Source organism: Collinsella sp. TF08-11AT (assembly GCF_003437035.1).
Classification (GTDB): domain Bacteria; phylum Actinomycetota; class Coriobacteriia; order Coriobacteriales; family Coriobacteriaceae; genus Collinsella.
This window is the reverse complement of the sequence record NZ_QSRL01000001.1, coordinates 204,856-219,823: the sequence shown is the minus strand read 5'-3', so window position 1 is coordinate 219,823 and position 14,968 is coordinate 204,856. Positions and strand designations below refer to the sequence as shown.

At 62.3% G+C, this 14,968-nt stretch carries 11 protein-coding genes and 1 tRNA gene; 6 read left to right on the top strand and 6 right to left on the bottom strand.

Annotated features, from left to right (window positions below):
• Window positions 1-11: 11 nt before the first annotated feature.
• The 6 genes from DXC79_RS00915 (at window position 12) to DXC79_RS00890 (ending at window position 4,477) form a co-directional block, all read left to right on the top strand.
• Window positions 12-440, top strand: a complete 429-nt coding sequence (locus tag DXC79_RS00915; RefSeq protein ID WP_117583629.1) for a hydrogenase maturation nickel metallochaperone HypA — start codon at window positions 12-14, stop codon at window positions 438-440.
• Window positions 441-814: 374 nt separating this feature from the next.
• Window positions 815-1,804, top strand: coding sequence for a PTS sugar transporter subunit IIB (locus DXC79_RS00910; protein ID WP_089573275.1), 990 nt, complete (start codon window positions 815-817; stop codon window positions 1,802-1,804).
• Window positions 1,805-1,822: 18 nt separating this feature from the next.
• Complete coding sequence (locus tag DXC79_RS00905; protein WP_089573274.1) at window positions 1,823-2,641, top strand: PTS mannose/fructose/sorbose transporter subunit IIC; 819 nt, start codon at window positions 1,823-1,825, stop codon at window positions 2,639-2,641.
• Between the two features lie 16 nt (window positions 2,642-2,657).
• Window positions 2,658-3,578 carry a PTS system mannose/fructose/sorbose family transporter subunit IID gene (locus tag DXC79_RS00900; RefSeq protein WP_117564942.1) on the top strand — a complete coding sequence of 307 codons (921 nt, stop codon included), beginning with the start codon at window positions 2,658-2,660 and terminating at the stop codon, window positions 3,576-3,578.
• Between the two features lie 120 nt (window positions 3,579-3,698).
• Window positions 3,699-4,097 carry a DUF956 family protein gene (locus DXC79_RS00895; protein WP_117564941.1) on the top strand — a complete coding sequence of 133 codons (399 nt, stop codon included), beginning with the start codon at window positions 3,699-3,701 and terminating at the stop codon, window positions 4,095-4,097.
• 304 nt (window positions 4,098-4,401) lie between these two features.
• Window positions 4,402-4,477 (top strand) — tRNA-Arg (locus DXC79_RS00890).
• 284 nt (window positions 4,478-4,761) lie between these two features.
• Here the strand turns inward: DXC79_RS00890 and pknB are convergent.
• From pknB to DXC79_RS00860, 6 genes are all read right to left on the bottom strand, one after another.
• Complete coding sequence (gene pknB, locus DXC79_RS00885; RefSeq protein WP_117634466.1) at window positions 4,762-6,729, bottom strand: Stk1 family PASTA domain-containing Ser/Thr kinase; 1,968 nt, start codon at window positions 6,727-6,729, stop codon at window positions 4,762-4,764.
• 132 nt (window positions 6,730-6,861) lie between these two features.
• The gene (locus DXC79_RS00880) at window positions 6,862-9,732 is read right to left on the bottom strand and encodes an FtsW/RodA/SpoVE family cell cycle protein (protein ID WP_117634464.1); all 2,871 of its coding nucleotides are present in this window, start codon (window positions 9,730-9,732) and stop codon (window positions 6,862-6,864) included.
• A 16-nt stretch (window positions 9,733-9,748) separates the two neighbouring features.
• The gene (locus tag DXC79_RS00875; RefSeq protein ID WP_117634462.1) at window positions 9,749-11,548 is read right to left on the bottom strand and encodes a Stp1/IreP family PP2C-type Ser/Thr phosphatase; all 1,800 of its coding nucleotides are present in this window, start codon (window positions 11,546-11,548) and stop codon (window positions 9,749-9,751) included.
• On the bottom strand, window positions 11,545-11,961 hold the full coding sequence (locus tag DXC79_RS00870; protein ID WP_006235180.1) for an FHA domain-containing protein: 417 nt from the start codon (window positions 11,959-11,961) through the stop codon (window positions 11,545-11,547). Before DXC79_RS00870 ends, DXC79_RS00875 begins: the two co-directional genes overlap by 4 nt.
• 6 nt (window positions 11,962-11,967) lie before the next feature.
• A complete protein-coding gene (locus DXC79_RS00865; protein ID WP_117564937.1) occupies window positions 11,968-12,978 on the bottom strand; it encodes an FhaA domain-containing protein in 1,011 nt (336 codons plus the stop codon).
• Complete coding sequence (locus DXC79_RS00860) at window positions 12,975-14,828, bottom strand: serine/threonine-protein kinase (RefSeq protein ID WP_117634460.1); 1,854 nt, start codon at window positions 14,826-14,828, stop codon at window positions 12,975-12,977. Before DXC79_RS00860 ends, DXC79_RS00865 begins: the two co-directional genes overlap by 4 nt.
• Window positions 14,829-14,968: the final 140 nt, after the last annotated feature.

The window sequence follows — 14,968 nt, the reverse complement described above, 5'->3', positions numbered from 1 at the left end:
AGGAATATAAAGTGCACGAGCTCGGGATTGTCTATCACATCATTCGCGATGTCGAGAATGTGGCGCGCGCCAATGGCGTGAGTCGCGTTTCGAGCGTGACGCTGCTCCTGGGCGAGGTCTCGGGCGTCGTTCCCGATCTGCTGCTTGATGCTTGGCGCTGGGCGGCAGATAAAAAGCCTATCACGCAGGGCGCGGAGCTTATTGTGGAGCCTGTCGAGGCCGTGACGCATTGCGAGGCGTGCGGCTGCGACTACGCGACGGTCGAGCACGGCAAGACCTGCCCCCATTGCGGTAGCGGCGAGACCTATCTGCTGCAGGGCCAGGAGGTCATGATCAAGCAGATCGAGACCCCCGACGAGGACCCGACAGACGCTGCCCCCGACGGCCTATCCGATGCCCCCGATGCCGTCGACGCCGCCAACCCCCTCCACATCGCCTAACTTAGTCGTTGGGGACGTTCTTAAACGACTAGTCATTAAAGAACGTCCCTAACGACTACTTTGCTAGAGCATATTTCTTACCATTAGTCAAGCACCATCTGTTTAAACGAAATAGCCTCAACGCGAGCACATTTGTGTCTGTTTAAAACCGGCAATAATGAACAGCGTGCTCAATTCGGTCATGTAAATAGATCAGCTATCAATCCTCAGCAGCAAATCAGCCAAAATACTGGAATGTAATCAGCTTGTAACAAAACAAGACGTTTAAACAAATAATGCTACCTTTTGCAGTTTTTCAGACAATTCTGCTGTATTTGCAGCTATACTCCATAACTGTCGTGTAGGAAATACGTAGACAAAAAGGAGGTTATGTGATGGTAAGTATTGTTCTTGCTAGCCATGGTGACTTGGCGGCTGGAATCAAGCAGACGGGCTCGATGGTCTTTGGCGATCAGCCGTCTGTTGCCGTGGTCTCGCTCGAGCCGAGCATGGGCCCCGACGACTTCCGTGCCAAGGTCGAGGAAGCAATCGCTTCCTTCGAGGACCAGGAGCAGGTGCTCTTCCTCGTTGATCTGTGGGGCGGCACGCCGTTCAACCAGATCAGCGGGCTCATCGAGGGCCACGATTCCTGGGCTATCGTCACCGGTGTCAACCTGCCTATGCTCATCGAGGCATATTCGCAGCGCTTTGACGCAAAGAACACTGCACATGCGATCGCAAAACATCTCGTGACTGAGGCTAAGGCCGGCGTGCGCGTCAAGCCCGAGTCTCTGGAGCCCGAGGAGAAGAAGCCGGCTGCGGCCGCCGCTGCTCCTGCGGGTGCCATTCCTCCGGGAACGGTGATCGGCGACGGGCACATTAAGATCGCCCACGTCCGTATCGACACGCGTCTGCTGCATGGTCAGGTGGCCACCACGTGGACCAAGCAGATCAACCCCAACCGCATCATCGTGGTCTCCGACGGCGTTGCTCACGACGAGCTCCGCAAGACCATGATCGAGCAGGCTGCCCCTCCGGGAGTCCACGCCAACGTCGTGCCCATCAAGAAGATGGCCGAGGTCGTCAAGGACACGCGCTTTGGCGACACCAAGGCGATGCTGCTGTTCGAGAACCCGCAGGATCTGCTCAGGGCCATCGAGGCCGGCGTCGACATCAAGGAAGCCAACATCGGTTCCATGGCCCACTCCAAGGGCAAGGTCGTCGTCACTAACGCTGTCGCTATGGGCGATGACGACGTCAAGACCATCGAGGCTCTCAAGGCCAAGGGCGTCAAGTTCGAGGTCCGCAAGGTTCCTTCGGATTCCTCCGAGGATCTCGACGCCATGTTGAAGAAAGCTAAGGCCGAACTGGCCGCTCAAGCATAGTAAAGGAGGGTCCGATACATGTCTGCAATCACTATTCTGCTTGTTGCGATTGTCGCGTTGCTTGCCGGTATGGAAGGCATTCTGGATGAGTTCCAGTTCCATCAGCCGCTCGTGGCATGCACGCTTATCGGTCTCGTAACCGGTCACCTTCAGGAGGGCATCCTCCTGGGCGGTTCGCTCCAGATGATGGCCCTTGGCTGGGCTAACGTCGGTGCCGCCGTCGCGCCTGACGCCGCTCTGGCCTCGGTCGCTTCTTCGATCATCATGGTGCTCGCCCTCAACGGTGGCGCCACCGATTCGGCCAAGGCCGTTACCGCCGCTATCGCCGTCGCCGTCCCGCTGTCGGTCGCTGGTCTGTTCCTGACCATGATCTGCCGTACCCTGGCTACCGCTATGGTTCACGGCATGGACGCCTGCGCCGAGAAGGGCGACTTCGCCGGCATCGAGCGTTGGCAGTACGCCGGCATCCTCATGCAGGGTGTTCGTATCGCCATCCCGGCAGTACTTCTGTGCATCATCCCGGCCGAGGCTGTTACCAACGCGCTTAACGCTATGCCCGATTGGCTGTCCGGCGGCATGGCTGTCGGCGGCGGCATGGTCGCTTCCGTCGGTTACGCCATGGTCATCAACATGATGGCCACCAAGGAGACCTGGCCGTTCTTCATCCTCGGCTTTGTCCTTGCTGCCATCCCTCAGCTCACGCTGATCGCCCTTGGCCTCATCGGCATCTCCCTTGCCCTCATCTACCTTGGCCTTAAGGATCTGGCCAAGCAGGGTGGCGGCATGGGCGGTGGCTCCGGTGACCCGCTCGGCGACATTCTGAACGATTACGAGTAGGAGGGGAGTGATACATATGGCAGAGAACAAGATTCAGCTCACCAAGGCTGACCGTAAGAAGGTTTGCTTCCGTCATCAGTTCCTTCAGGGCTCGTGGAACTACGAGCGTATGCAGAACGGCGGCTGGTGCTTCGCAATGATCCCTGCGATCAAGAAGCTCTACACCAGCAAGGATGACCAGATTGCCGCTCTTAAGCGCCACCTGGAGTTCTATAACACCCACCCCTATGTTTCCGCCCCCGTCATTGGCGTTACCCTCGCCCTCGAGGAGGAGCGCGCCAACGGTGCTCCGATTGACGACGTCGCCATTCAGGGCGTCAAGGTCGGTATGATGGGCCCGCTCGCCGGCGTCGGCGACCCCGCCTTCTGGTTCACCCTTCGCCCGATTCTGGGCGCACTGGGCGCTTCCCTGGCCCTGTCCGGCAGCATCGCCGGTCCGCTGCTGTTCTTCTTCGCGTGGAACATCATCCGTTACGCCTTCCTGTGGTACACGCAGGAGTTTGGCTACAAGGTCGGCTCCTCCATCGCCAAGGACCTCTCCGGCGGTCTGATGGGCAAGGTCACCGAGGGTGCTTCCATCCTGGGTATGTTCATCATCGGCGCCCTGGTCGAGCGCTGGGTGTCCATCTCCTTCACCCCGGTCGTCTCCAAGGTCACGCAGTCCGCTGGCGCCTATATCGACTGGGCCAACCTGCCCGCCGGTTCTGAGGGCATCAAGCAGGCATTGACGATGTACAGCTCTGTCGGTGCCAACGCACTCGACCCGGTGAAGGTCACCACGCTTCAGGCCAACCTCGATCAGCTCATCCCCGGCCTTGCCGCCGTGTGCCTGACCCTTCTGGTCTGCAAGCTCCTCAAGAAGAAGGTCAGCCCGATCGTCATCATCCTGGCTCTCTTCGCCGTCGGCATCATCGGTCGCGTCTGCGGCTTCATGTAAGCACGCTTCGGCTTAAGACCGAGAGTTGCTAGGCAAGGGCTTTTGAGCCATTGAAACGGACCGCACCCGGTGGGTACACTGGATGCGGTCCGATTGTTTTTATTGGAGGGCGAGGCGCGTATGGCGCAATCTCAGAACAGCACGGTCGATTTGGCAACGCCGGCAACCTGCCTGATGGGGCTTACCAGTCACGGTAACGTGATGGTGGGCAATAAGGCGTTTGAGTACTATAACGAGCGCAATCCCGAGGATTATATCCAAATCCCGTGGGACGAGGTCGACTATATTGCCGCCGAGGTTTTGCGCGGCACCAAGAAGATTACGCGTTTTGCCATCTTTACCAAAGAGAATGGCCACTTTACGTTTTCGACGCGCAATGACAAGGAAACGCTTCGCGCGGTGCGTAAGTACATTGACGAGGACAAGCTCGTTCGTTCGCCCGACTTTATCGATGTGACGGCCAAGGGCGCCAAGAGCATCCCCTCCGTCATCAAGAACCTTTTCCACAAAGGCAACTAGCCATTAAAGAGCGCCCCCCTAAAGTGGGACGCGGTTTCCCATGAGGCTCGATCGGGAAAGTGCATCCCGGTTCGAGTGCCGATTGCGGGATGTAGTTTCCGGAACGGGCCCGTTTGGGAAACCGTGTCCCGTTTCGAGTCGAAATTCTGGGACACAGTTTCCCAGCGAGGTCCCATGGGGAAAGTCTGACCCAGAATTTGCCTGGATAGTGGGACGCACTTTCCGGAGGGCTGTTCCACCGCAACTTCGAAGAGTGGCTACACGCTGCATCACAACGTGTAAATCTGCTACACTAGTACAACATGCCTCCGTAGCTCAGGGGATAGAGCACCGCTCTCCTAAAGCGGGTGTCGACGGTTCGAATCCGCCCGGGGGCACCAGAAGATTATAACGGCGTCGCGAGAGCGGCGCCGTTTCTGGTTTGTGGGAGCTGCCGACGGATTAGGACCGTCGACACCCGCGTCACCAATTTCCCCGCGGGGGGGAGTTTTCGAATCAGCCCGGGGACACCAGAGATTGATCGAGCCCGGTACACCGTCACGGTACCGGGCTCTTCTGGTTCATGTCATGTCAAAAACGAAGCGCCCGCTTGCTGGGGGAGCAAGCGGGCGCCTGTGAGCGAATATGTTTGCGGCGGGAGCCGTAATGGGCGGTGGGGCGGCGACTAGTTGGTCGTACCGGAATCGTCGCCCGTGCTCGTGCCCGAGCCAGAGCCCGAACCCGAGCCAGAAATCGAAACCGTCAGCGTAATCGTGCTGTCGGTGGACTGCTTGCCGGTGGGGGAGACGCCCGTAACGGTGGCATCCTCGTTGCCGCTCACGGGGTTGCCGTTCTGGTCGCAGAACGCGATGTTGTAGAACCCGGCGTTGTTGAGCGCGGTGACGGCGGCGGAGATGCTCTTGCCGTACAGGTTACCCGGAACGCTGGCCTTGCCGGACTTCTTGGCAATGACGACGGTAATCGTGGCGCCGGGCTTCTGCTTACCGCTGGGGTTCCAGCTGATCACGGTGCCCTCGGTAACCGAGTCGTTCTCCTGGTAGCTCACGTCGACGCCAAAGCCTGCCATATCGAGGGCGTTGCGCGCCTGGGCCTCGGTCATGTCGGTTAGGTCGGGGACGGACGTGGTATCCGGGCCGCTCGAGACCTTGTACGAGATGGTCGTGCCCTTCGCGACTTCCTTACCGGCTTCGGTGCCCTGCTCAAAGACCTGGCCCTCATCGGCCTCGTTGGCCTCCTCGGAGGCGTTGCCCTTCAGGCCAACGCTTGCCAGCGCGGCTTCTGCCTGGTCCTTGGTCAGGCCGACCAGCCGGGGAACCTCGACCTTCTCGGAGGGCTTGGGGCCCTTGGAGATTACCAGGTTCACCTTAGTGCCCTTGGCCTTCTTGGTGTTGCCGTTGGGCGTCTGCTCGGCGATCTTGCCCTCGTCGACATCGTCGTTGTAGCTTTGGTCGATGGTGCCGACCTCGAGGCCGGCTTCCTTGATCAGCTCGACGGCAGTCTGCTGGTCCTTGCCTAGCACATCGGGCACGGTGACCTGCTCGCCGCCAAAGAGTCCTGTGGCAAAGGCCACCACGATACCGATGACGGCAACGGCTGCCACCACGGCGGCGATGATCTTGTTTTTGTTGGATTTGGGCTTTTCGACCTCGTAGGAGCCGGTGGAGCCCGAAACCGAGCTACGGGCGGTATTCTGGCCGCTCACGCCCGAGACGGGACGCACCATGGTGCGCGTCTGATCGGAAAGCTCGCGAGTCTTGGTGGCGCCCAGCTCACCGGGGGCACCGATGATGCGCGTGGGCTCCGAGATGTTGACGGCACGGCCCGACAGGTAGCTGTTGAGCACCTGACGCAGCTCGTCGGCGGTCTGGAAGCGGTTTGCCGGGTCCTTCTCCATGCACTTGAGGATGATGCGCTCAAGGTCGGCGTCGACACCGGAGTTGATCTGGCTCGGCGGAATAGGCAGCTCGTTGACCTGCTTGAGTGCGACCGAGATAGCGTCGTCACCGTCAAAGGGAACGCGGCCGGTGGCGCACTCGTACATCACGACGCCCAGCGAGTAGATATCCGAGGTGGGGCCGAGGTCCTGACCACGGGTCTGCTCGGGGCTGACGTAGTGGGCGGTTCCCAGCACGTTGTTGTCTTGCGTGAGGTGGCTGTTCTTGGCGCGCGCGATGCCAAAGTCCATCACCTTGATGTTGCCGTCGGGCAGCACCATGATGTTCTGCGGCTTGATGTCGCGGTGGATGATCTCGTGCTTGTGGGCGACCGAAAGCGCGGAGCTGATCTGCGAGCCGATCTGGGCGACCTTCTTGGGGTCGAGGGCGCCGTGGCTCTTGATGCCGCTCTTAAGGTCGGTGCCGCGCAGGTACTCCATGACGATGTAATAGGTGTCGCCGTCCTTGCCCCAATCGTAGACGCCCACGATATAGGGGGAGGAGAGACCGGCTGCTGCCTGGGCCTCCTGCTTAAAGCGTGCGGCGAAGGTTGCGTCGCCAGCATACTGCGGCAGCATGATCTTGACGGCTACCGTGCGGTCGAGGACCTGGTCCTGCGCACGGAAGACGGTCGCCATGCCGCCTGTCCCCACCTTATCCTTGAGGAGGTATCTTCCCCCGAGGACCCTCTGTTCCATTCCTGCTCCTAACATAACTATTCGCTCAACGATGTGTGTAGTACCTACGATGTGGCCGCTGGGGCCGTGTGGCGCGTTGCCGTTAACTCTTCGGCCGCGGCGCGCCTCGGGTGACCGATTCGATCATGGGCATCACGCTCCCTGTGCGGCGAGCGCTGCGGTCAGGACGATGCCGGCAATCTTGGCCGCCTTGACGTCGTGTTTGTCGTAATCCTCCAAGGCCACCGAGATGGCGACCGTGGGTGAATCGTAAGGTGCAAAGCCAACGAACATCGAGTTGACGTTGGTGCCGCCGGTCTCGGCCGAGCCGGTCTTGCCGGCGACCTTGACGCCGGGGACCTGGGCATCGGTGCCGGTACCGGACTGGACGACGGCGAGCATGGCCTGCTTGACCTGGTCGGCCGTGGCGGAGCTGACGGCCTGACCCAGCGAGCGGGACTGCGTGGTCTTGACCACAGTTCCGTCCGGGGCGAGTACCTGGGCTACAAAGTACGGGTCCATGACCACGCCACTGTTAGCGATGGCGGCGGCAATCACGGCGTTTTGCATGACGGTGGTCTGCGGGCCGGGCGTGTGGTCCATGCCGACAGGCTGGCCGGCGCCGGCCCAGGCGGTCTCCCACTCGGTCATGAGCGACGGGTCTGCCATGATGGAGGCCGCGGAGGTCAGGTCCTGGCCGAGCTTTTGGCCGTAGCCAAAGGCGTTGGCAAACTGCACGAGCGTGTTTGCGCCAACTTCGTTTGCCACCTGGCCAAAGACGACGTTGGAGGACACGGCAAAGGCCTGCTGCAGGCTGATGGTGCCGTAGCTCTCGTCGGCATAGTTGGTGACCGGTGCGTTGCCGATGTCCATGGAGCCGGGCGCCTGGTAGGTGCTGGTAAGGCTGGCGGTACCGGTCTCGAGTGCCGCGGAAAGCGTAACGACCTTAAACGTTGAGCCCGGCGTGTACAGCGCGTCCATGGCGCGATTGTACATGGAGCCGTCCTCGCCGCCGCCCGTCTGCAGCAGGGCATCGATGTTGGTGTTGTCGTAGGTGGGCGAGCTGGCACATGCGAGAACCGCGCCGGTACGCGGGTCGATGACCACTACAGCGCCCTTAAAGCCCTTGAGCGCCTGCTCAGCAGCCGTCTGGATGCGCGAGTCGATGGTGAGCTTGGCGGTGTTGCCCGGCTGGGTCTGGCCCGCGAGTGACGCGATGGCGTTGTTCCAGCTGGAGTAGTCCTTAGAACCGGTGAGCGTGTCGTTCATGACGCTCTCGATGGCGGTGGTGCCATACTGCTGGCTCACGTAGCCAACCACGTGCGCTGCCAGGTTACCGTTGGGGTAGGAGCGTACGTAGGTGCCGTCCTCCTGCTGCAGCGACTCGGCCAGCGTCACGCCGTCGGACGTGATGATGGAACCGCGCTGGATGTACTTGGAGCGGGCGATGGTGTGGTTGTTGGTCGGCATGTCCTGATAGTCCTTGGCCTTGATGACCTGGACATAGGTGAGGTTGCCGATAAGGATGGCGAACAGCGCCGTAAAGGCGAGTACCGCGCGGGTTAGACGGTTGGCGAGCGCAACGCGGCCGAGCACACCGGATTCAGGCGTGTCGAGCAGGCGACGGCGCATGCGCGAGCCGACGGAATGGCTGCCGCTGCCGTAGGAAGACGAGGTGGCAAAGCGCGTGCCCGTCGGGGCGGCGGCAGATGCGACCTGATCATCGGTGATGGCAGCCATGGTGCCGGTGCCGGTAAGCTCGGCCTCGCGTCCGGTCGCCTCGTCACCGGCGCGCAGCAGGAGCGCGACGATGATAAAGCTCGCCAGCAGCGAGGAACCGCCCTGGCTCATAAAGGGCAGGGTGACGCCGGTCAGCGGGATCAGGCGGGTTACGCCGCCAACGATCAAGAAGGCCTGGAAGCTGATGGCGGCCGTAAGGCCCGTGGCGCTAAAGGCGGCGAGGTCGGATTTAGCGCGGGCAGCTGTGGTCAGGCCGCGAACGGCAAAGAGCATAAACAGGATGAGCACGGCGCCGCCGCCCAAAAGGCCCATCTCCTCGCCGATAGCCGAGAAGATAAAGTCGGACTCGACGACAGGGATGTTGTTGGCCATGCCGTTGCCGATGCCAACACCGACCAGGCCGCCATCGGCAAGCGAGAAGAGCGACTGGACGATCTGGTAGCCCTGGCCCTGGGCGTCCTTAAACGGATCGACCCAAACCTGGAAACGCACCTGAACGTGCGATAGGAACTTGTAGGCGCCCACGGCTCCGACAGCTAAGAGCGCAAGGCCGATAACGACATACGAGAATCGTCCCGTGGCAACGTAGAGCATCAGCAAGAAGATGGTGTAGAACAGCACGGCCGAACCCAGATCGCGTTCGAAGACGACGACGAGCAGGCACACACCCCACACGGCAAACAGCGGCAGCAGCAGTCGCAGGCGAGGGATCTTAAGACCTAAGATCTTGCGGTTGGAGATGGAGAGCAGCTCGCGGTTCTCGGCCAGGTACCCGGCCAGGAACAGCACGATAAAGACCTTGGCGAACTCGCCAGGCTGGATGGTAAAGCCCGCGATGCGAATCCACAGCTTGGAGCCCGAGATCGTGGTGCCGATAAAGATGGGCAGCATCAGCAGGATGATGCCGATAATGCCAAAGGTGTACTTGTAGCGCATGACCACGTCGAGGTTTTTGACCAGTGCGAGCGTTCCCACCATCAGGGCCACCGAGACAAACAGGATGATGAGCTGTGAGATGGCGAGAGCGGGGGCGAGACGCGTCACGAACGTGATGCCGATGCCCGAAAGCACAAAGACAATGGGCAGGATGGCGGGGTCGGCACCGGGCGCCAAGATGCGCACGGCAATGTGGGCCGCGGCAAAGGCGGCAAAGAGGCCGATCGGTACGGCGAGCGTCTCAAAGGAGATGGCAGCGCCCGCGGTGAGGACGTACATCGCATACAGCAGGATGACGGGGAACGCCGAGGCGATGAGCAAGAGCAGCTCGGTGTTGCGGCGACTCATAAGCGGCACTCCCTTTCTAGTTCTTTTCGGAGGCTTCGGCCTCGGCGGACTGTTCGGCGGTTTTCTCGGAATCTGATTCGGAGGTCGATCCCTGGCCGGTGTTGTCGCGAATCGTTTGCGCGTCGATCACCTGGCGGGTCTGCTCCTCGTCGATCTGGTGGCGGTACTTGGATATCGTGTCCTGCGCATCGTCGACACTTGTTTGCGGAATGCCCGCCTTGAGGCGGTTTTGCGTGTCTTCGGGCAGGTCGGACAGCTTGATACTGGTTTCGCTTTCGAGCCAGTGGAGCTTGAGTCCGAGCGGCTTGCCGGGCAGGCCGCGCCAGACGGCGACATTGCCCTGGTAGGTACCCAGGTAGTACGAGCCGGTGACACCCGTGTAGGCCCAGATGGCAGCCGCCAGCACCAAGACGAGACCTAAGACGACGCCGATGGTGACGTTGCGGCGACGCACGCGCTGCGCCTCGCGCATAACGCCATCGTCAACCAGGTCAACGACTACTACGGTCACGTTGTCGTGGCCGCCGGCGGCAAGCGCCGCGTCCACTAGGTTGTCGACGCAGATTTGCGCGGTTGAGGACTGCGTGGCGATGTTCTCGATATCGCTATCGGGAATCATGCTCGAAAGGCCGTCGGAGCACAGGATCAGGCGGTCGCCTTCCTCGATATGCAGAGTGAAGTGGTCGGCATACATGGCGGGGTCCGAGCCCAGCGCACGGGTGATGACCGAGCGGTTGGGGTGGACGCGAGCCTCGTCTGCCGTAATCTCGCCGGCGTCCACGAGCTCCTCCACGTAGGAGTGGTCGCGGGTCACGCGGATGAGCGTGCCCTCGTGGAGCAGGTAGGCGCGAGAGTCACCCACGTGGGCGATGGCGAGCGTGTCGTTTTCGATATAGGCGCAAGTGGCTGTGCAGCCCATGCCGGGCTTGCCCAGGCCATTCAAGGCGGCCTCGATTACGGCGGCGTTGGCTGCCTCGACGGCTGCGGCCAGGCGTGCTGCGTCGGCGGACTGCGGGGCCGTCTTGGCAATAGTCTCGACGGCGATGGAAGAGGCTACCTCGCCGGCGGCGTGACCGCCCATGCCGTCGCATACGCAAAAGAGCGGCGACTGCACCAGGTAGGAATCCTCATTGTGCGGGCGCACACAGCCAACGTCAGAGCGGGCGCCCCACATGAGTTGCGTGGTGGTGCCGGCATCATAGGTCGAGTCGGTCTCGATGCGCTCCTCGGTCAGGGGCTCAAAGCTCATGGTCGAGCCGGGGTCTTTGAGCTTGGCCTCAACGGCGGCAACGTCGATCTCGGCTGTGTCACCGGGAGAGACGGTGTCGGTTTCGGCGTTTGATTCGGAATCGCCGGTGTCCGGGGAGCCGGGCTCTTCGGACGCGCAGGCGGTCGACTCGTCGTCTTGCGGGCTGACGTCTATAGGCTCGGGCGCCGGCGTAGACGCGGGCGCAACCTCGGATGCCGGGGCTATGGGAAACGCCGGCGCGGCGGGTTCGGGTGCCGCAAACACCGCAGCGCTCTCGTTGATTGCCGCGGCGACGGGCTCTGCAAAGTGAGCCGGCGCCGGGGTTGCTTCGGGCGCTGTGGGCTGTTCCGCAGCATGTGCGCCGATGGGCGCCGCTACGGCATCCTCTTCGCCCTCGTTATCGGCGAGATCCGAAATATCATACGTTACATGCGAAAGAGGCAGGGAGAACACGGTGTCCTCGGGCTCCACGGGTGTGGAGTCCGCCGGAGCGGCGTGGGCCGGTGCAGCTACGGCGGCAGCCGGTGCCTCGGTCATGGTTGCGGACTTGTTCTCCTCGTCGATCATCGACGGTTCACCTTCATGACCACGTCGCCAATCTGGACTTCGTCGCCCTCGCGCAGCGTTGCGGGCTCCACAAGCTGGCGGCCGTTGACGAGCGTGCCGTTAAGCGAGTTGAGGTCCTCGATGATGAGCGCCGGGCCCTGCAGCGAAAAGCGCGCATGCGAGGCCGAGACGAACGGTTCGTTGATGCAGATGTCCGAAGATGGCGAGCGACCGACGATGACGGGGCCGAGCATGTCTACGTGGATGCCGCGGATACCGCGCGGGCCCTTGTCCACATCGATCGTCCAGATAGCCGAGTCGCGACGCTGCCCGCGCACAAGTCCCACGCCGGTCTTCATGACGGCGAACAGGAAGATATAGAGCAGGGCGACCAGGACGATGCGGCCTGCAAAAAGGACGATATCGATGTTCATAAGAGACTATCCCCTAAATTCAAAGGTGCTCAGGCCAAACGTCAGCAGATCGCCGTTGCGCAGCGGGCAGCGCGTAATGCGGCGGTTGTTGACGAGCGTGCCGTTGGTGGAATTGAGGTCCTCGATCGACCAATCCGAGCCCGTAAAGGTGAGCTGGGCGTGGCGGCGCGACACGTTGGGGTCGCGCAGGGCAATATCGGAAACTGAGCGCTCGCGACCGATAGTCACCTGTGCGGAGGTGATGCTATGGCTCTCGCCGCTCACGACGTCGACGAGCTGGGCGAGCGGGCGCTGTGGGGCGCGAGTGCTCGCCATGTTGGAGGCGATGCCGGCTGCGGCGCCTAGGCCCACGGCGGCACCGGTCGCGGCGGCTCCGCCCATGCCGGCAAGCGCGTCGCGCGAGACGGTCTGCGGCACCGGGATAGGAGCGGCGGGGTCGGGGACGCTAGGCGCGAAGGGATCTGCTACGGCAAGCGGGTCAGGAGCGGCGGCGCGAGGCGTCGGCTGCTGCTGGGGCATGGCGGCGGGGCGCTGCGGCTGCGGGGCAGCAAACTGCTGCTGGCCGGCGCGCGGGGCGCTGGCGGCACGGCTTGCCGCGGAGTTGTTTTGGCCCAGACCGTTTTGATAGGCGCGCTCTTCTTCGTACAGGCGGCCGAGCGTGGGGGCATCGACGTTCTCGGCAAAGACCGAGAACTTGCCGGCGCGCAGCTGCGGATCGATCATAAAGCGCACGAGGGGCTCGCCGACAAAGACATAACGGCGCTTTTCGGCCTGCGCCTTCACAAACTCGCGGACCTCGCGCGAAAGCTCGGGGTAGAACGGGGCGAGCATGGGATCGTCGTCGGCGGCGATCAGGATGGTATAGAGTGCCGGCGCCGTGTTGACGCCGTTGATCACCAGAGTCTGATCCTCCATGTCGCGAGCGGCCTGCTTGGCAAGCTTCTTAAAGGAGAACGGGGCACGGGTGGCACCGAAGATGCCGGCCACGTGGTCCTCGAAGATGTTCAGGAAGTTCACGAAAGATCACTCTCCGTATAGGTTCTTTGGTATCCGAGCAAATATAGGCATATCCCAACGATTATAGAGGATAGGGTTCCCGCAACCGCCGCCTTGGCGACGACCGCGGCTGCAAGGCTGGCAATTTCCATATGGTGTGCAAGACAGGACGCCGCTGCGCAGCCGATGCCGGCGACAGCGATGGCGGCGATTACGGCAAGGTTTGAGCCCTGATCGGCACGCTTGGCATGGGCGTTGAGCAGCGCAGATGACGCCGCGGCAGTTGCCGCTACCAGCACAAAGGCAGCCCAAAGGAGTGGGTCTCCCAGCGCTGCGGCAACGTTACCGAGCCCCAGCACGCCTCCGGCTGAAAGCGCGACCGTGGCCAGACGGGCAAAAAGTGCGCCCATGCCCGTTGCCGCGGCGGCGCTTGCCGGGCCGAGCCAAAATGACGCGACGCCGGCGGTGACCCCAGCTGCCAGGAAGGTATTGCCGGTCAGACAGCCAAGCGCGAGTGCACAGGTGAGTGCGGCGCTCGCGGCAGCCTCGGTGCGACCCCAGGCGATCCACCAACCGGACATGGCGGCGGCAAAGATCACCGCGACGGGCAACATCGACAGGACGCCCTGTGCCTGCATGGTGGCGTTTGCCATGAGCACCAAAAAGCCCACAGCCGAGATGGCCGAGCCAATCTGGGGGGCCAGGCCGGCCGCCGCTCCGATCGCGATAGCCGCAATGACCAGGCCGGGAAGCGCCGCGACGCCGGCCGTCTGCATCAGCAAAAAGCTAAAGGCGCCGCACGTTAGCGCCGAGATAGCGTGCATGGCGTAGTCGCGCGCATGGCTCCAGCGCGTGCCTGCCCAGCCGAGTGCGGGGTCGACTTCGATGGTGTCGTCCTCGTAGTGCGACGGCTCGATATCGTCGAGCTCCTGCTCGTCATCCGAAAGTTCGCCAACCATTTGCTCCAGGCTGCGACGGCCTTCGCGCACGCTGCCCAGACCGGCAAGGAGCTGGTCGCAAAATGCCTCGATGCTGTTGGGGCGGTCCTGCGGCATGGGGGAGAGCGCGCTCATGAGCGCGGCCTCGGCTCCCGGGGGAAAGTGTGGTATCAGCTCGCTGGGATAGGTGGCGCCGCCGATGATGCGGCCGAGCGAGTCGGCGGGCGTGGCCGCCATAAAAGGAGCGCTGCCGCACAAGCCCTCATAGATAACGCAGGCAAGGGCAAAGACATCGGCGCGTTCGTCGACCGTGCCGGTCTCGATATCGAGCTGCTCGGGCGGCATGTAGCCGATGGTGCCGCCGCGCGAGCCGCCAAAGCCACCGGCGGACGACAGTCGCGCCATGCCAAAGTCGGTGAGCTTTACATTGCCCGAGTGGTCGATGAGCACGTTGGCGGGCTTAATGTCCAGGTGGAGTACGCCATTGCTATGGGCGAAGGTGAGCGCCTGGCCCAGGGCATCGGCAATGGCCGCGGCCTCGTCAAAGGTGAGCGAGTGGCCGTCCACGCGATGCAAAAACTCGGCCAGCGACATACCGTCGACATACTCCATGACCAGGTAGGCATAGGCGGTGTCATGCGTAAAGTCGATGACCTGCACGATATTGGGATGTTGAAGCATGGCGGCAGTGTGCGCCTCGCGCAGGACATCCATGATGTCGCTGGCGGGCATGCCGGCGCCGTTGATAAGGGGGATGCGCTTAATGGCGACGCGGCGGCGCAGGTGCGTGTCGCGGCAGATCTCGATGGAGCCAAAACCGCCGGTCGCAAGTGTCTCGAGCGGCTGGTACCGCTTGAGCAGCTCGCGAGAGCTGGTGCCCTCCAAAGGAACGTCCGGCGAGAACCGGGCGGTATGTTGCGAGAAAAGCGGCATGGCCAACCCTCGTGCGTTTAAAGTTCGTTTGCGAGTGGCGGGCGCGGAGCCGAGCCGTTCGCGGTGGCATAGATGCTGCTAGTGTAACACGCTCAGGTGCATGGGGAGGATAGCGGGATGCGAGGCTGCCTGTCTGGTTT